This is a genomic window from Bacillus sp. FSL L8-0654, assembly GCF_038629965.1.
Lineage (GTDB): Bacteria > Bacillota > Bacilli > Bacillales > Bacillaceae > Bacillus > Bacillus safensis.
Window position 1 is genome coordinate 1967797 of record NZ_CP152026.1, and the last position, 17379, is coordinate 1985175.

General features: G+C 40.2%; 19 protein-coding genes and 1 riboswitch. Of the genes, 6 read left to right on the forward strand and 13 right to left on the reverse strand.

Annotated elements, in window-relative coordinates:
* Positions 1-18 precede the first annotated feature (18 nt).
* Positions 19-1170 carry a diglucosyl diacylglycerol synthase gene (locus MHH65_RS09900; protein WP_024428132.1) on the forward strand — a complete coding sequence of 384 codons (1152 nt, stop codon included), beginning with the start codon at positions 19-21 and terminating at the stop codon, positions 1168-1170.
* Positions 1171-1203: 33 nt separating this feature from the next.
* Here MHH65_RS09900 and MHH65_RS09905 read toward each other — a convergent pair whose 3' ends face one another.
* Positions 1204-1905: an AIM24 family protein gene (locus MHH65_RS09905; RefSeq protein WP_024428131.1), complete on the reverse strand. Its 702-nt coding sequence runs from the start codon at positions 1903-1905 to the stop codon at positions 1204-1206.
* A gap of 259 nt (positions 1906-2164) precedes the next feature.
* Here MHH65_RS09905 and cspD point away from each other — a divergent pair, with 259 nt between their 5' ends.
* The gene (gene cspD, locus MHH65_RS09910) at positions 2165-2365 is read left to right on the forward strand and encodes a cold-shock protein CspD (RefSeq protein ID WP_003215784.1); all 201 of its coding nucleotides are present in this window, start codon (positions 2165-2167) and stop codon (positions 2363-2365) included.
* Between the two features lie 51 nt (positions 2366-2416).
* On the opposite strand, the gene MHH65_RS09915 is transcribed toward cspD, so the two are convergent.
* The 3 genes from MHH65_RS09915 to MHH65_RS09925 all read right to left on the reverse strand — a co-directional run bounded on the left by MHH65_RS09915 (position 2417) and on the right by MHH65_RS09925 (position 3627).
* Entirely contained in the window at positions 2417-2599 is a 183-nt protein-coding gene (locus MHH65_RS09915) for a hypothetical protein (protein ID WP_008346368.1), read from the reverse strand.
* A 172-nt stretch (positions 2600-2771) separates the two neighbouring features.
* The gene (locus MHH65_RS09920) at positions 2772-2954 is read right to left on the reverse strand and encodes a zinc-finger domain-containing protein (protein ID WP_024422748.1); all 183 of its coding nucleotides are present in this window, start codon (positions 2952-2954) and stop codon (positions 2772-2774) included.
* A gap of 1 nt (position 2955) precedes the next feature.
* Positions 2956-3627 (reverse strand): ribonuclease H family protein, encoded by a 672-nt coding sequence (locus tag MHH65_RS09925; protein WP_073206013.1) that lies wholly within the window; start codon positions 3625-3627, stop codon positions 2956-2958.
* A gap of 94 nt (positions 3628-3721) precedes the next feature.
* Between MHH65_RS09925 and MHH65_RS09930 the strand changes: the two genes are divergently transcribed.
* Genes MHH65_RS09930 through MHH65_RS09940 form a run of 3 tightly spaced genes read left to right on the forward strand, consistent with a single transcriptional unit; the run spans position 3722 to position 4976 of the window.
* Positions 3722-4411, forward strand: a complete 690-nt coding sequence (locus tag MHH65_RS09930) for a queuosine precursor transporter (RefSeq protein WP_025093094.1) — start codon at positions 3722-3724, stop codon at positions 4409-4411.
* Position 4412: 1 nt separating this feature from the next.
* Positions 4413-4808, forward strand: coding sequence for a reverse transcriptase-like protein (locus tag MHH65_RS09935; RefSeq protein ID WP_025093093.1), 396 nt, complete (start codon positions 4413-4415; stop codon positions 4806-4808).
* A gap of 42 nt (positions 4809-4850) precedes the next feature.
* Entirely contained in the window at positions 4851-4976 is a 126-nt protein-coding gene (locus tag MHH65_RS09940; RefSeq protein ID WP_003215584.1) for a hypothetical protein, read from the forward strand.
* 14 nt (positions 4977-4990) lie between these two features.
* Here the strand turns inward: MHH65_RS09940 and MHH65_RS09945 are convergent, their stop codons facing one another.
* The 6 genes from MHH65_RS09945 to MHH65_RS09970 form a co-directional block, all read right to left on the reverse strand.
* The gene (locus MHH65_RS09945) at positions 4991-5878 is read right to left on the reverse strand and encodes a 5'-3' exonuclease (protein ID WP_025093092.1); all 888 of its coding nucleotides are present in this window, start codon (positions 5876-5878) and stop codon (positions 4991-4993) included.
* Positions 5879-6156: 278 nt separating this feature from the next.
* A complete protein-coding gene (locus tag MHH65_RS09950; protein WP_268413991.1) occupies positions 6157-6420 on the reverse strand; it encodes a YpbS family protein in 264 nt (87 codons plus the stop codon).
* A gap of 41 nt (positions 6421-6461) precedes the next feature.
* Positions 6462-10058 (reverse strand): dynamin family protein, encoded by a 3597-nt coding sequence (locus tag MHH65_RS09955; RefSeq protein WP_268413990.1) that lies wholly within the window; start codon positions 10056-10058, stop codon positions 6462-6464.
* Between the two features lie 133 nt (positions 10059-10191).
* Positions 10192-10299 carry a Fur-regulated basic protein FbpC gene (gene fbpC / locus MHH65_RS09960; RefSeq protein WP_306299200.1) on the reverse strand — a complete coding sequence of 36 codons (108 nt, stop codon included), beginning with the start codon at positions 10297-10299 and terminating at the stop codon, positions 10192-10194.
* 64 nt (positions 10300-10363) lie between these two features.
* The gene (locus MHH65_RS09965; protein WP_149126523.1) at positions 10364-10873 is read right to left on the reverse strand and encodes an isoprenylcysteine carboxylmethyltransferase family protein; all 510 of its coding nucleotides are present in this window, start codon (positions 10871-10873) and stop codon (positions 10364-10366) included.
* Entirely contained in the window at positions 10870-11970 is a 1101-nt protein-coding gene (locus MHH65_RS09970) for a 3-oxoacyl-[acyl-carrier-protein] synthase III C-terminal domain-containing protein (protein WP_268413989.1), read from the reverse strand. The genes MHH65_RS09965 and MHH65_RS09970 overlap by 4 nt, the downstream gene beginning before the upstream one ends.
* Before the next feature lie 577 nt (positions 11971-12547).
* On the opposite strand from MHH65_RS09970, the gene MHH65_RS09975 reads away from it, so the two are divergent.
* Complete coding sequence (locus MHH65_RS09975; protein ID WP_268413988.1) at positions 12548-13405, forward strand: polysaccharide deacetylase family protein; 858 nt, start codon at positions 12548-12550, stop codon at positions 13403-13405.
* A 190-nt stretch (positions 13406-13595) separates the two neighbouring features.
* Here the strand turns inward: MHH65_RS09975 and pbuX are convergent, their stop codons facing one another.
* From pbuX to MHH65_RS09990, 3 genes are all read right to left on the reverse strand, one after another.
* Entirely contained in the window at positions 13596-14915 is a 1320-nt protein-coding gene (gene pbuX, locus MHH65_RS09980; RefSeq protein ID WP_211043324.1) for a xanthine permease PbuX, read from the reverse strand.
* On the reverse strand, positions 14912-15496 hold the full coding sequence (gene xpt / locus MHH65_RS09985) for a xanthine phosphoribosyltransferase (protein WP_268413987.1): 585 nt from the start codon (positions 15494-15496) through the stop codon (positions 14912-14914). The genes pbuX and xpt overlap by 4 nt, the downstream gene beginning before the upstream one ends.
* Before the next feature lie 117 nt (positions 15497-15613).
* A riboswitch (purine riboswitch) is annotated at positions 15614-15713 on the reverse strand.
* A 136-nt stretch (positions 15714-15849) separates the two neighbouring features.
* Entirely contained in the window at positions 15850-17355 is a 1506-nt protein-coding gene (locus MHH65_RS09990; RefSeq protein WP_024428121.1) for a carboxypeptidase M32, read from the reverse strand.
* Positions 17356-17379 lie beyond the last annotated feature (24 nt).

A 17379-nucleotide genomic window follows, 5' to 3' on the forward strand; every position in this document is an offset into this window, starting at 1 on the left:
CATTTGAGGTGAATATTCTTGAATACCAATAAAAAAATATTAATCTTGACCGCAAATTATGGAAATGGACATATGCAGGTGGCAAAAACACTGTATGATGAATGCAAATCCCAAGGGTTTGAACATGTTGTAGTTTCTAATTTGTATCAAGAATCGAATCCCATTGTGTCAGAAGTGACTCAATATTTATACCTGAAGAGCTTTTCCATTGGGAAACAATTTTATCGCTTGTTTTATTACGGTGTAGATAAAATTTACAATAAACGCAAATTTAACATTTATTTAAAGATGGGAAATAAGCGTCTCGATGAATTAATTCAGTTACACAATCCGGACATCATCATTATTACATTCCCGATGATTGTTGTACCAGAATACCGAAACAAAACCGGTAAAGTGATTCCGACTTTTAATGTCATGACAGATTTTTGTCTCCATAAGATTTGGGTACATGAAAACATCGACCGATACTATGTTGCAACCGATTATGTGAAACAAAAATTAGTGGAAATCGGCACACATCCAAGCGATGTCAAGGTGACAGGTATTCCTATTAGACCACAGTTTGAAGCAGACGTGCCACAATCGATGATCTATAAGAAATATGGATTATCATCAGATAAAAAAGTTCTTCTCATCATGGCCGGTGCTCACGGTGTACTAAAAAATGTGAAGGAATTATGTGAGGCGCTGCTTCTCGACAGTGAAGTACAAATTGTTGTTGTATGCGGAAAGAACGCCGCGCTGAAACAATCGCTTAGCGTTCTTGAACAAGCACACCCAGATCAATTGAAGGCGCTTGGATATGTGGAACAAATTGATGAATTGTTCAGAGTAACAGATTGTATGATTACAAAACCAGGCGGCATTACTTTAACAGAAGCAACTGCAATCGGTGTCCCGGTCATTCTTTATAAGCCTGTCCCTGGACAAGAAAAGGAAAATGCTCTTTTCTTTGAGGATTATGGCGCTGCCATTGTCATTAACCGACATGAAGACATTTTAGAATCTGTGACCAACTTGCTGCAGGACGAAGAAAAATTAGAAACAATGAAACAAAACATGAAAAAACTGCACTTAAAACAATCTTCTCAAACCATTTTGGAGGATATCGTTGAGCAGTCAGATCTCATCATGAATAACAAAACATATGCTCGCGCATTATCATAAAAAGGTGTCCGTCAATGACGGACACCTTTTTCCTCACCCTTGATTTCCATTTGTTGTGTATACTTCTTCAAACGGCTGAACGACAACAAAGCCGCTTCCGGTAAACTTCATTTGAATGGACTCTCCGCTTCCCCTGCCAATAAACGTTTTAAAGGAAACATCTGTCACAAATTCAGTTTTTAAATCTCCTGACCACGCAACAGTCGCATTCGGATCTGTATAAACAGAATCACCCGGCTGAACAATGAGTGTCAGCGGCTCATAATGACTTGTGATTGCAACTAAGCCCGCCCCTTCTAATTTGACATTAAATAATCCACCTGCAAGCATACCAGACACTTTTTTCATCAATTTGATATCCCAGCGGACAGATGGTTCAAACGCAAGCAGGTCGTTTCCATTCACAAAAATGGATTCTCCTTGAGCCAAACGAAGAATCGAGATTTTTTTACCTTGATCTGCCACATATAATTTCCCATCACCTGTCGCCTTCATTAGTGAGGTGCCTTCTCCTGAAAGCATTTTTTTGAACATCTTGGAGACGCCGTGCTCAAAAACACCTTCCCGTTCAAATTTGATTTTCCCTCGATAGGAAACCATGGAACCCGTTTTTGCCCAAATCGTGTCAGTCAAATTAATTTCTAAAAGTCGTGGTGTTTCAAGTTCGAAGACCCCTTCTCCTTTATCTTCTTGCTGCGTATTCTGAACAAATTCTTCAAGTGTATAACGATTCATGATTGCACCTCTTTCTGTATTTTTTTTATATACGGACAAGCTGCACGTGAGGTTCCGAAAACGTTTTATATTTCATTGTTATTCACCAAAAAAACAAAAAAATCAAACATTCTGCTCAAAATTTGGCTCGCCTGCTTGACGCTTTACTTTTGATGGTGTATAGTGGAACCATCATTTAACAACTGCAAGGTCGTTAGGTGATGAAAATTTTTTTTAGTATGCCAAAAGGTATGCTACAGTACTAGGAGGAAAAAGCAATATGCAAAACGGTAAAGTAAAATGGTTCAATAATGAAAAAGGTTTCGGCTTCATTGAAGTTGAAGGCGGAGACGATGTATTCGTTCACTTCACAGCTATCGAAGGTGACGGCTACAAGTCTTTAGAAGAAGGACAAGAAGTTTCTTTTGAAATCGTTGAAGGTAATCGTGGACCTCAAGCTGCAAACGTAACAAAAATCTAATCAACTAAATCAATGATGAAACGACAAAATAAAGAGAGGCATATGCCTCTCTTATTTGATTTTCAGCTGAATTTCAATTGCTAAAATATTTTGCTTCAGTCGTTGTTCAATTTCAGAAATATCTTTTTCGAGAAAAGGTCTTCCCTTCTTTGCTACATCTACTAGCTGCTCTAGATCGCTGTATACCTCTTGAAATGTTCGATGTAATACCGTTTCGAAATCCTTATTATCCATGCCGGCCTTCCCCTTTTCCTCTATTATCCGTCACTTAGTCAAAAAGTAACTCAACCAAAACTTTCTATAGTTATATCGGCTCATTTTTCAGAATATGTTCTCTTTTTACACATTCTATCCGTTTTTTTTCATGAGCGGATGTTTGAGCAGGGAAAACCGGGGCGGCAGCCGCTTACTTTTTAAGCAGCGTCTGTCCGTATTCTTTTATTTTCTCTCCTACTGTGCATTGCTGAATACAAAAGGAGTGGGCGTATTTTTTTCCATATTCTTTTCGAAAGTGCTTCTTAATCAAACAATCTGAACAATACGTGTCTTGGAGATCCGTCAATTCTTGTACTGCTGTTTTTTTATCCACATTATTCAGCTCCGTCTGCTTCTAATTTCAATTTACTTTCAATTGGAACGTCTGCAAGCATCTGCCTTGCAAGCTGATCCGCTTCTGCATTTTGTTTACGATCGATGACTTCATAGGTTGGCGTAAGCCTCAGCTCTTTTAAAGCCGATTCAATCCGGTCGAGCCATTTGTTATGTATATCATCATAACAAGGCCATTCTCCTTTTAATTGATTCATGACAACAAGTGAATCGCCTCTAATCGTGACAGAATTTCTGCTTGCTCCAAGGTCTTTTAATGCTTTGACTGCCTCAAATAAAGCCGCATACTCTGCTTCATTATTGGTGGTTCCTTTGAAGGGCTGATTTTTTCTCAAACGATAAGCATCTTCTCCGAGCTTATAGTAGACGACAACCCCAAGACCAGAGTCGCCTGTTTCTTTGTGAAAACTTGCATCAAAATAGACCTGAAGCTGATCAGGTTCAAGCTTTAGTTCTTCATTTAGCTTTTCAAGTTCTTTAATAGACCACATCGCCCCTTTTTCATCTTCAAATGATAGGAGGGACTGTGGTTCTTTTTTATCGATATGTTTGGCTAAAATCAAGGCCTCTTTTAGCTCCATCCAATCTTCTTGGAAAAAAGCAATGGACCCAATCGATTTCACTTTCATTGTATAGTGTGCTCTTAATTTCATTGATCACATCGCCTTCCCGTGCTTTTAAGGTAAACATACGTTATGCTATAATCAAAAAGTTACATTTTACAATGAGAAAGGAAGTTCATGTCACTTGTTTAATGAAGGTATTTGGATCTTATTTGCGATCATTAATTTTATCATTGTTCTTCTATTTTATAAAGGATTTGGCAAGATGGGCCTTTTCGTCTGGATTGGCTTTGCGACGGTTGCTGCAAATTTACAAGTGGTCAAAACCGTTGAATTGTTTGGCTTAACGGCAACACTTGGAAACATTTTATACGGCAGTGTATTCTTTGCAACGGACGTATTGAATGAAAAATATGGACAAAATGAAGCGAGAAAAGCTGTCTGGATTGGCTTTGCCACCCTTTTAACGCTAACCGTTGTCATGCAAGAGGCTTTACTTTTCCATCCCGCTCCATCTGACATTTCTCAAACATCGCTGGAAACCATATTTGGCTTTATGCCAAGGGTCGCACTTGGCAGTCTTGCTGCTTATATCATCAGTCAAATGTTAGATGTTTATGTATATTCGTTTATTCGCCGGATATTTCCTTCCGATGGTGCGCTCTGGGTGCGCAACGCTGGAAGTACGATGATCAGCCAGCTGCTTGATACACTGATCTTCACAACCATTGCCTTTCTTGGCACCTATCCATTTCATGTATGGATCGAAATCTTCATCACAACTTATGTGATTAAATTTATCGTCGCCGCGATTGCGACACCATACGCGTATGCAGCGAAAAGAATGGTTCCACTTGATGAAAGGGGGAAATAAATTGCCAGCTGAAATATACATTGATGGTGCTAGCGCAGGTAATCCGGGTCCTTCTGGCATCGGCGTTTTCATTAAATATGATGGAAAGGCAGAATCTTTCTCGATTCCTCTTGGATCAATGAGCAATCACGAAGCAGAATTTACCGCTCTCATTGAAGGGATGAAAATCTGCGTAGAAAAAGGACTGCGATCCGTTTCGTTTCGAACAGATTCACAGGTAGTTGACCGTGCGGCCAATGCAGGATTTGCTAAAAATCCAGCCTTTCAGCATTTTATAAAAGAGATGATCGAGCTCCAAAGCCAGTTTGATTTATTTTTCATTAAGTGGATTCCAAGCAAGGAAAATCAAGTAGCTGATCAGCTCGCTAGAAAAGCGATTCACCTTTCTAAAGGATGAATCGCTTTTTTTCGGTTATGCTAATGTATGAGGTGATACTGATTGGATAAAGAAAATAAAGGTCGTGTCACAAATGGGACAACCCCTCAAGGTGATGCGCAAACAAAAGATAAGCAGCCACTATCTCAGCTCGAAAATAGAGCGAAGAAAAGCAATACAAAAAGATGACCTTAGAGATCGGCTTAGCTGATCTCTATTTTACTTAATCGATTCACCATCGGTTCAATCCCTTTGATTTGATGGTATCGCAGCATGGCAGCAGCCCGTTCTTGATTGATGTTCACCTTCGTCTCATCAATTGGACAGCTCAGCGGGACATCACATTTGATCTCTGCCAATAGACGGGAAAGCTTCAAATCTTCTAATCCTGCTTGCATTTTCTTTTGCTGGGCAGCCGTTAGTTCATGAACATTTTCTAATAACCCGTCAATGGTTTGATATGTTTGAATAAATTTTAATGCTGTTTTTTCTCCGATTCCTTTGACGCCTGGATAATTGTCACTTGAATCCCCCATAAGTGCTTTCATATCGATCAGCGCCTTTGGAGAGATGCCCATTTCCTCTTCAAATAAGGCTTTTGTATAATGTTTATAGTTCCCGATTCCTTTTTGCATTAGAGCAACCGTCACTTGTTCATTCAATATCTGCAACAAATCTCTGTCCCCAGTTAGGACAGTCACACGTGCTTCATTCTGATAGAGTGCCGCCAGCGTGCCGATACAATCATCTGCCTCAAAGCCCTTTATACCAACGTTTACAATTCCTAGTTCCTCTGTCGCTTCTTTTGCTAAATCGAATTGTGGAATGAGCTCGACAGGTGCCTCTCCTCGATTTGCTTTATAATCTTGAAACAATTCATTTCGGTATGTTTGGCTTCCCATATCCCAGCAGCAAACAATATGAGTTGGCTCAAATGTCTGAACAGCGGTTAATAAATGCTTCAAATAGCCATTTACTCCATTCGTCGGGACGCCGTGATCATTTATCATAAAATTTCGATGGACAGCCGTTGCATAAAACGATCTGAACAGAAGCGCCATGCCATCAACAAGCAATACGTGTTTATTCATTCTTATAAACTCCCTTTTTCAAAACAATACTCCTATTCTATCATAGAACATCGAATTCGACATAAAAAAGGCGCCTTCTTCTTTTGGAAAAGAAGTGGCACCCGGGGGATTACTTTTGACCGTATTGCATTTTTTTCGATTCTGCTTCTGCGTAGGACGGCATCTCTTTTTGTTTCGGGTGACGCTCATCCTGCTTTTTTGCATGCTGCTTTTTTTCCATCATCATTCCCCTTTCTCGGTTCACTTGTTAAGATGACCCAAAAAGAGAAAGTTACTCTTTACTTCTGTTTTCGTTCGACATACTCCCTGACCATATCAATCGTGACATGCTTACGCAGCGGAACAATTCCGCCTCGTGCAAGCTCATTCATCTTCGAGGTAATTTCATTGATCTCGTCAGTTGTAAATGGTTCGTTTTGCTCACACTTCAAAACAGCAGTCTCTATTGCCTGCTCTCTTTTCTGTTCAAGCGTAAGAAACGATTTGATATGAGCATTCTGTTTTTGTGAATGTGCGGAAATTTCTTCGTGTACGCTCGTCATTTTTTATCAACTGCTTTCTTTTTTATATAGTGTATCATGACTCAAATGGTTTTCAACTGGTTCTTCCATTCATTTGTTTGCTTGTATACTTGTTCTATCATCGCCTGCTCTTTCGCATCTGTCGTTAAGCTCATGATAAATGTTTGTTTTTGTTCACTCAGCTGCTTAAGCGCTTCTGTTTCATATCTTTCAGTAAAGGTCTTCACCATCATATCGTATCTGCTCTGTAATTCTTCTTTTTCTTTATCTGCCCATTTCGTCGTTAATTGGAAAAGGACATCTCGAATCGCTTCAATAAACGCTGCCTTCCCGTTCTGTTCAAAGAAAGCTTTCGCTGATTTTTGCTTCTTTAAGAGCGGCTCAAACGGCGTCAGGTCCGCTTCCACTTCAATTTGTTTCAGCTCGGCATTTTTCTCATCTGGCGGCGACAGCCGGAGAGAAAAGTAAGGATCTTCTGCACACGCGGCCTGTAACCCTTTCTCCCACTCCTCTTTGAAATATTGAGTGATAAACGATTCCATTCGAATATCAAGCGCTTTTATCTCCTGTACAAATTCAAATTCATAATCCTTTAACGCTTGTTCCAGCGCTTTTTTCAACTCCTGTCTGAAGTCCCCTTGAGATATTCCAGGATAAAAGGCTGTCTTTAACAGATCGTTTGCATAAAGTGACAAGCGCTGAACAATGTGGTAAAGCTGTTCGTGCAAGTCCTTTTTCACACTTTCTGTCACTAGCTTAGATCGTTTAATATGGCTCATTTGATCAACGATCGCTTCATAGGATGTGTTTATCTTTTTCTTTTCTGCTTGCTTTTCATCTTCCGACTGATGCAGCGTCTCATGCAGCTTGTCGACTGTTCTACATAATGTACTCGCTTCAAAATACAGCAGCTCAATCGCATCTTTTGTTAATTCTTCCTCAATAAAATAGTCGAGCTGTGTTCTAAGCTGTGCATACTGGTTATAAGGCGACTGTCCCTTTCCTTCGATCTCTTCCTTACTGGATACGTGATGAAGGTTTGGATGCCGGATGCCTTCTTTTGTGAGCTCATTTTTCACATAGTCAAAGACGGTTTCAAGCTCTGTTTGATCCTTTGCGAGGTCAGCTGCATTGATAATAAAAAACATTTTATCCATGCTAAATGAATCTTTTACAAGCCCGAGTTTACGCAAAAATGACCGGTCTGCTTTTGAGAAAGAATGCTGGTAGTAAGTTAAATAAAGAAGGGCATCAGCATCCTTCATATATTGAAAGGCAATCTCTGTGTGACGTTTATTTATACTGCTGGCGCCTGGTGTATCAACAATCGTCAGTCCTTTATCTGTTAAAGGTGTACTTAAATAGACCGTCACTTCCTTCACCACACAAGAAACAGACTCTTCTGCCACATATGGCTTTAATTCTTGCAGGGTGACATTGAGCGGTGTTTGTTTTTGAATGGAATCACGGAACTTTTCATGAGCGTTTAAAAAATGGTCAACAATGATGCGGTGATCCTGTTCAAGCTCTCTTTTTTTCAGCGTTCGCTCGAGTTTCGCTTGAAACGTATCTCCCTTTTCTTCTGTTATAGAATAACCGAGAATTTGATCGAGCTCTTCTAATATTTCCTGCTCGGTTTTAAACACCACTTTCACACTTTCATGCGGATGGTCTTCTGTCGGCCGGGTCAGCTTATTGATCGTGGCCGTCGTTGGTGTAGGAGATGATGGCAGCACCTTTCTCCCAACAAGGGCATTGGCAAACGAAGATTTCCCCGAACTAAAAGCACCGAATAAGGCGAGTGTAAATTCCTTCGCTTGCAGCCGCTTTGTTCGTTTTTCAAAGGACTTTCTTTGAGATTGAAGCGCGTTTAATGGCATTAAAATTTGAGAAAGCTGCTCAAACTGGTCAATCGACTGCGCTGTCGAGATATGCTGTGATTGTCGCATTTGATCAAGCTTTATCTGCTGCTGATTTTCTTTTTCGCTTTCTTCCGTATGAGTTGATGCTTGATTCTGATTTAGCTCGTCATGCTGCATCCGGTGTTTTTTCACATAAAACCAATCTTCTTCGATCTGCTCATTTGTTCCGTTTTGCCATATATCCCATACATGCTCAATATCTTTTCTGATTTGATCATTTTTTTCCATGCATTGCTCCAGCGCTTGGAGCTCCTGTGCTGCCTGGGCCCATTTATCTTGCTGCTTTCCCTTTTCATTCAGGAGCTGGGTTTTCAGCATCTCGGTCATTTGTTCAATCAATGGTATTGCTTTCTGTTTCGTCTGTCTTTTCAGTGCTTCACCAGCATCTTTTGCATATTGCAAAACGTATTCATTTGAAAATGTCGCACCGTGATGGATCACGTTTTCAAGCAGTGATTCTTCTACAGGCGTTTCAAACGCCATCACTTGATTTAATAATTCTTCACCAAGCTGATGCTTCTTGACTTCTTTTTTGAGCAGTTCAGCAATATGCCAGTCTACTTCTGCTTTCATTCTTGCTTTGACATCTGCTAAGAACTCGTTCGCCCGCTTTTCTTTTTCCTGCTCGGTTTTATTTTTCGCGAACAGCAGTCCTACCTTAAAGCCAGGTGCTTTCGATTCAATATAATCACTTGCGAGCTCCCTCATTTTAAATGGGGTTAGATTTGCATTTTTTAAAATGTTCTCGACTTCAGAAGACACTTCATCTTCTAACTGTTTTGCTCCATTTTCAATGAAGCTGCTTTTCGCTTCGAGTTCCTTCACTTCTTTTCTTTTTTCTTGAAGCTGTAAATCAAGACCCTCTTCCTGCAGATCTTCTTTTAATGAGTCAATATGTTCTTTTAAAACGTGCTCTATTTTCTGCTCGGTATAGGCGCGAAGCGATGCTTTCGGCAATGTTTGTAATTCTTGCAGTTTCTCGATTAAACGAATCATTTCGTTTCTTGGATGCGCCTCATCGGTTACAGATGTAAAGTATAGGTGTTCTTCTTCAATGCCTTCTTTTTGAAGCATATCAACTACTTGATTTTTGTAGTCTTCAAACGCTGTCTCATGCTCATCATGTCGATCGACTTGATTTACGATGAAATAAAGATTTGGCACTTTCTCTTTAATGGAGCGAATGAAACGAATGTTTTCCTCCGAATGAACATGGTTGTAATGAACGACATAAAAAAGAGCATCTGCTTGATGAAGAATAGACGCAGCAGATAAAAAGTGAGCATGATCCGTTGAATCAATTCCGGGTGTATCAATCACTGCCACCTTTTCTTCCAGTCCTCTATAGTCCCCGCTAATTTCCACCATTTCAATCTGTTCTCCATCCTTACAAAAACGCTGAACTGCTTCTTTATCATAAGAACCGCTCATTTTTGCAAAACGGCCATCTGAGGTGTGAAGCTTTACTTCACTCTCCCCTTTCCTCACGACGACCAAGTTTGCACTTGTTGGAATTGGACTCGTTGGCAGGATGTGATCATGAAGCAGATGATTCACAAGTGATGACTTTCCAGCTGAATAGTGGCCGGTAAATGCGATATACACTTCTTCTTCTGCTTCCTTTTTGATAATTGATGCAAGTTTGGCTGCGCGTTCATGATCATCCCTTTTGAGAAGGCTTTGATATAAAGCACCTGTAGTTTGAACGAGCGAATCTCGAATAGACAAGTCTTCCATGACGATAAACCCCTTTGTTTTTAGAAAAGTCAGTTATGTATGTGATACCATTTTACACAAAATGAAGAGATTTTTCTTCTGATCTGAGGAAATAAAAAAAATCTGCTGCCCGATCAGTCGCAATTGACTGCGATCAGGAAGCAGATTTTTTAGAAACACCTTTTAATACGAAGCCAATTAATAGGCTGTATACACAGACCGTACCGAGTAAGAAAACCATTGTCATGTGATCACCGTCCATCCTTCATGATTGAGAATGCTTATCATTAATGAAAGTGTATCACAATTGATAATGATTTTCAATATTAATTTAACAAATACTGATTGAGCGCTTTCTCTTCTGTTTGAATTCTCACAGCCATCATCCATGCATTTAAACATGTGAACAAAATGGCGGTAAAATAAGCATTAAACAAAAGCGGGATCAGCATAAGCTCAATTGCCACCACTACATAGTTAGGATGCTTTAACCAGCGATAAGGTCCTTTTTTCACCATCATCGCATTTGGTACAACTAAAATCTTTGTATTCCAATACGTCCCAAGAGAACATAATGCCCAGTATCGAATCACCTGTGTGGCCAGCAGGAAAACGAGCAGCACAAGAAAATAGCGCGACGCCGGCCTGTTTAATCCCCATACCTCAACCATAAGTGAGAGAAAAAAGCCCGCATGCATAGCGACCATATAAGGATAATGACTTGCACCAAATTCAATGGCACCGATCGCTTTTACTTTCTTTTCATTTCTTTTAGCCACAAGCATTTCAATAAGCCGCTGACAAACGAAGAAACCAATGACGAGCCAAATGATCATGATAAGACCTCCTCCCATTTCATGAGCAGCAGCTCTGAGGAAAAGCCCGGACCAAGCGCTCCGCAAAGACCCATATCTCCCGCTTCAGCAGATCGATGTTCAAGATAATGTTTGATCACATACAAAACTGTGGCAGAGGACATATTTCCGTGTTGTTTAAGTACTTCTTTTGATGAAAAAAGTTGATCCTCTTGTAAGGATAGACTTTCAATATAGGCGTCAATCACTTTTTTTCCTCCAGGATGAGCAAGAAAAACTGATAGATCTTCTGCCGAATACCCTTGCTGCTCTAAAAATTGATCAACCTGCTCTTTTAACCAGCCGGAAATAATGGAAGGAATGTCACGGGAGAAAATAACCCGAAAGCCGTCACTTGTAAATTCCCAGCCCATCACATCCTCAGACTCTTTCATTGTGACGGATTGTGTACCAATCACTTTAGGGACTGTTTTGAGATGGGTATATTCTGATACACCTTTTTCTCCAGTTAAGAGTACCGCGGCTGTCCCGTCTCCGAACAAAGATGTCCCGATTAAATTGCTTTTTGATTGATCTTGCGGCTGGAAAGTTAAACTGCACAGTTCACAGGCGACAACCAGCACCTTTGCTTCTGGAAATGCCCTTATGTATTCGTAAGCCCGGGACAACCCTGCCGCTCCGCCCCCGCACCCTAATCCCCAGATCGGTACTCGTTTCGTATAAGGCGAAAAAGGAAGAACATTCATCAGTTTTGCATCAAGACTTGGTGTCGAAAGGCCGGTGCTTGAAATAAAAAACAATGCATCGATCTCATCAAACGGAATCGGTTTTTTCAGGAACGCCTTCTCATGGAGACAGTGTATGACCGCTTCTTTTGCATGAGCCAATGCTTTTTCCAAATAGAGATTGTTTTTCTCCTCAAAAGAGTGGTGCGTCTGATACCATTCAATTGGCTGCACAAACTGTCTGCTCTCGATTTCTCCGTTTTGAAAAGCTCTGAGCAGCCGGTCGATATCTTTAAACGATCGTTTAAATTGGGATCTAGCAAAATCTGCCGCCTTTTTCTGATCCACATGATGTTTTGGCAGACTCGTTCCAACAGAAAGAATGTACGCCATCGGCTTCACCTCTTTTTTCGATTAATATCCCCTATCGAAAAAAGGATATACATGCCAAAACGTCACAATTCAGTCAAAATATTTTCCTCCGGCTAACTTTTTGTCTTGACGACAATTGATAAATATTGGATAATATAGGTGAAAACATGATGTAGTTTTCCTCCTTCACAGGTTCGTTCTAAGCCAAGCGAACCTGCTTTTTTTATGCAAAAAAACACCTCTAAAAGAGAAGTGTTCAGACAGACCGTAGAAACCCCCCCTTTACTTATACAACAATTTCATACGGAATCTCCCCTTCGCTTCGAATTAATGGTCAAATCTGCTGCTATCTTAGCGTATAAATATTAACGTTTCGATCATTATTCAGAATGATTTCATTTAAACATGAATGGATCACCTTTTTTTGCTGATCAACACAAAATAATAGCAATAAATCCCCAATTTATTTGAATTTTCTATATAAAAAGGATTTTTTCCACTATATATTTAATCAATATGAGTACCAGGAAAAACAGTGAAAAAAGAAAGAATCTACAACATGGTTCGGCTCAAAATTTAATTGACTGGAGTGATTGTAATGAAAAAGGTTTCCAAAAAAAAGACACCCTACAACACGATACTTTTCTCAAAGGTAATTGGTTTAGTGCTTCTTACACTGTTTCTCTTTTTTATCTGGGATATGTCTAGACCCCATTTGCAGGCGACAAATGGGCAAGCAAAAAATGCTGCCAGCAGTGACTTCCGTGACACAAGCATCAGTCTGAAAGCAAAAGATCAGTCTACAAGAACATTGGATACACATTTTAAGACCAATCCAAACCAAGAGGCAACGAATAAAACGGTCTTTTTAACATTTGATGATGGTCCTTCTGCTACATCAAATCAGCTGTTAAATGTATTAAAAGCACATCACGTGAAGGCGACGTTCTTCATGCTTGGACCGCAAATCCAAGCACACCAATCAGCTGTGAAAAGACTTTATCAAGAAGGACATCAATTAGGTCTTCATGGCATGACGCATGATATAAACCTCTTTTATCAGAACAGCGAGTCTCCCGCAAATGAAATGAGAGAAGCTCAGCGTATTCTTGCCTCTGTTACAGGCGTCTACAGCCGTCTTGTAAGAACCCCCTTTGGCAGTGTTCCAAATTTAACATATCATCAAAAAGTACGTTTAAACCAAAATGGCTTTATTTACTGGGACTGGACGATTGATAGTCTTGACTGGAGATATAAAAACTCACAATATGTTCCAGAGGTATTGAATCAATTGCAAATGTTTGAGAAAAATAAACCATGGGAACCAAAAGTTATATTAATGCATGATCAACCCTCTACCACAAACTATTTAGATAGCCTGATTATACAGCTAAAAGCAAGGGGCTATACATTTGCAGTCATTAACGAAACAATGCCGCCGGTACAACATGAATAGTGCTAATCACAAAAAGCCCGTATCCAAAAGATGCGGGCTTTCAGCTTGTAGACAAACCCTCACACGCTCCTTCCTAGGATCCTAGGACTTCAAAGGTTTTTTATCAAGCTAAAAAGAAGACAAAGAGCTAAAATAAAAGGTCATTTTAGCTCTTTGTCCATAATCTGAACCCCCTCTCCAAGAGAGGGGTTTACATAACAGATTGCTTAGGTTCTTCTACCAGGTCATGCCCGGCTTCTTTTTTAAAAGGAATCATGTGATAAATAATATGAAGCAAAATAGCGGTAAAGCTTCCGGCCACAATGCCGTTACTTGTTAATAATTTAATCGAATCTGGCAGATGCTCAAACATTTGCGGTACGACAGTAACTCCTAAGCCGATTCCCACGGAGCAAGCGACGATCAGCAAGTTCTCCTGCTTTGCAAAGTCCACGCGCGAGAGCATTTTAATACCGTATGCAATGACCATGCCAAACATGGCAACCATTGCACCGCCAAGGACTGACTTTGGAATAATCGTCGTAAAGGCAGCGATCTTAGGAAAAAGACCAAATAACATGAGCAATGCTCCTGTTACAACAATGACTTGGTTTTTCTTGACGCCTGTTAACTGGATCAATCCAACGTTTTGCGAGTAGGCTGTGTATGGAAAAGCATTAAAGATTCCGCCTAATAACACAGCAATCCCCTCTGCCCGATAGCCTTTAGCCAAATCCTTCTCTTTTAATGACCGGTTTGTTAAATCACCTAATGCAAAATAAACGCCTGTTGATTCAACTAATGACACAATCGCAACTAACGTCATGGTCATGATCGGTGCAAATTCAAAGGTCGGCATCCCAAAATAAAATGGCTCAATCATCCGGAAAACCTGAGCGTTTGCTACCTCAGCTGTTTCCACTTTCCCCATAAACGCAGCAGCTGCTGTCCCAAGAAGAATACCGATTAAAATGGCGATCGCCTTCATAAATCCTTTCGTGAATCGATAGAGCAGTACAATGATAAACAGTACAAGGAAAGCGAGTCCTAGATTTTCAAAAGAACCATAGTCTGCACTTCCTTCTCCTCCTGCCATATTGTTCATCGCTACAGGAATGAGGGTGATACCAATAATGGTGACGACAGAACCTGTGACAACAGGCGGGAAAAATTTCACAAGCTTCCCAAAGAAAAAAGAAAGAAGAATGACAATACATCCAGAAGCGATAATACTTCCATAGATAGACGAAATGCCATACTTAGAGCCAATCGCAATCATAGGCGAAACCGCAGTAAATGTACAGCCTAATACAACAGGCAGACCGATCCCAAAAAAGCGGTTTTTCCATACTTGAAGCAATGTGGCAGCCCCGCACATGAAAATATCCGCAGATATTAAGTAAGTCAGCTGTGCAGGCGTGAGCCCGAGCGCATCTCCAACAATGAGCGGCACAAGAACAGCACCGGCATACATCGCCAGTACATGCTGAATACCCAGTGAGAGCGTTTTGACTTTTTTAGCGGTACTCATGATTGTACCTCCCGTACAAACGTGACTTTCCCTTCCTCAAGTGATTCAATACGTGCGAGGGACTCAACGCGGTAGCCCATTTGCACAAGCGCATTTCTTCCAGGCTGGAATGATTTTTCGATGACAATGCCAAATCCGGCTACTTTTGCCTTCGCCTGCTTTGCAATCGCAGCAAGTCCTTTCGCAGCTTCACCATTCGCTAAAAAGTCATCGATGATTAACACACAATCATTTTTACTAAGATGCGTATTTGAGACAGCAATCGTGCTTTCTACTTTTTTTGTAAAAGAGTACACACTGGCTGTTAATAGGTTATCCGTTAATGTGAGTGATTGACGTTTTCTTGCAAACACAACAGGTACTTGAAGAGCAAGTCCAGCCATCACAGCAGGTGCGATGCCAGAAGATTCAATTGTGATGATTTTTGTAATGCCATCATGCTGAAATAATCTAGCAAACTCTTGCCCGATCTCATGCATTAACACAGGATCAATTTGATGATTTAAAAAAGCATCTACCTTTAACACTTGATTTGACAGAACGATTCCTTCGTTCTCAATTTTTTGACGTAACAATTCCATCATTCTTCCCCCTAGCATATTGGCAAACATTCAATTTTTGGTATAAAAAAAGCATTGCTGTCCATGAGGAGCAAGCAATGCGAAAACGATCAACGGATCTTCAGCTCAAACAAGAGCTGTTTCATTTTGCTCACTCATAGTCGGACCGTATCGGTGTCCGGTAGAAACTTGCATGCCATCATCACGCGATTATATGAGTGTTATAGTGTTCAAATTATAACAAGATTTCAGACGCTTGGAAAGCACTTTTCTAGAAAAATACCGAACTTAAATAATAGATCAGAACAAAATGTTCGTTTTTAGAATATTCAAGCATCAAAAAAGCACCCCTCTCATGAAAGGGTGCCCTTCTTTTATGATAAATACAGTTTCGTATATTTATCTGTTAAGTAGTCGATTAAATATTGCACATTTAATTCTTCGCCTGTTGCATCTTGAATGATTTCAGATGGCTTTTTCCGTTTTCCATGCTGGTGAACATGTTCCGTCAGCCATTCTTTTATCGGTGCAAAAGAACCATTTTGAATAAGCTCATCAAAATTTGGTAAATCTTTGATCATTTGCTGCTTTAATTGCGCTGCATACATATAACCAAGGGCATATGAAGGGAAATAGCCAAAGCTTCCATCAGACCAGTGAACATCCTGCAAGATACCGAGTGCATCATTAGGAGGCGTAATGCCAAGATACGCTTGATATTTTTCATTCCAAAGTGCAGGCAGATCTTCAACTGCTACTTCTTCATTGAAAATCGCTTTCTCAATTTCATAGCGGATGATAATGTGAAGCGGATACGTCAGTTCATCGGCTTCAATTCGAATGTAAGTAGGCTTCGATTCATTCACTGCATGCACAAAGTCTTCTAAAGAAACATCTTTAAATTGCTCAGGTGAAGCTTCTTGCAGCTTTTGATAATACGTTTTCCAGAAATCTTCGTGTCTACCGATAAAGTTCTCAAAGAAAAGAGACTGTGATTCATGGATACCCATCGAAGTCCCATCACATAAAAGTGTTCCGCTCAGTGCTTCATCAATGTTTTGCTCATAAATCGCATGACCACATTCATGAATCGTGCCAAAGATCGCCATTCGAAAATCATGCTCATCATAACGGGTCGTCACACGTACGTCACCTCTGCTTAACGTTACAGCAAATGGATGGACTGTTGTATCAAGGCGGCCTGCGTCAAAGTCATATCCTAATTCTTTTAAGAAAAAGAGACTCAATTCCTTTTGTTTATCGATTGGGAAGCTTTTCGATAAAAATGAAGTATCCGGCTTATTAGGTGAGGCTTCGATTTTTTTCACAAGAGGAACAATAGCGTCACGAAGTGCACCAAATTTTTGATCAAGCTGTTCAACCGTCATATCTGGCTCATAGTTATTGAGCAGCACATCATAAGGCGTTTTTTTCACGCCCCAATATTGGATGAAACGCTTGTTAAAGTCAATAAGCTGTTTTAAGTATGGTGCAAAGAGTGAAAAGTCTGATTTCTCCCTTGCTTCTACCCATACATGCTCCGCTTTTGATTGTAAAATCGAGTATTCTTTAAATTCTTCTTTCGGAATTTTACTGTTTTCATCATACTCTTTTTGTGATAATTCGAGCGCCTTCTGTGTATCTTTTGACAGCTCATCTCGATGTTTGTTTAATGCGTGAAGAAGATCTCTCATTTCGTCAGAAGTCTTCATATTAAAAATATCACTTGATAATTGACCGATCGTTTCAGCTCTAAAATCCGCACTTTTTTTAGGTGCTTGTGTTCTAGAGTCCCAGTAAAGTAAATGGAGCGCCTCTGTATAATGGGCGATTTTCCCTAGTAATTGATAAAACGCTTTCTCAGTTGCTTCAAGACTCATGCGTTTGTTCCCCCAATCAATAAA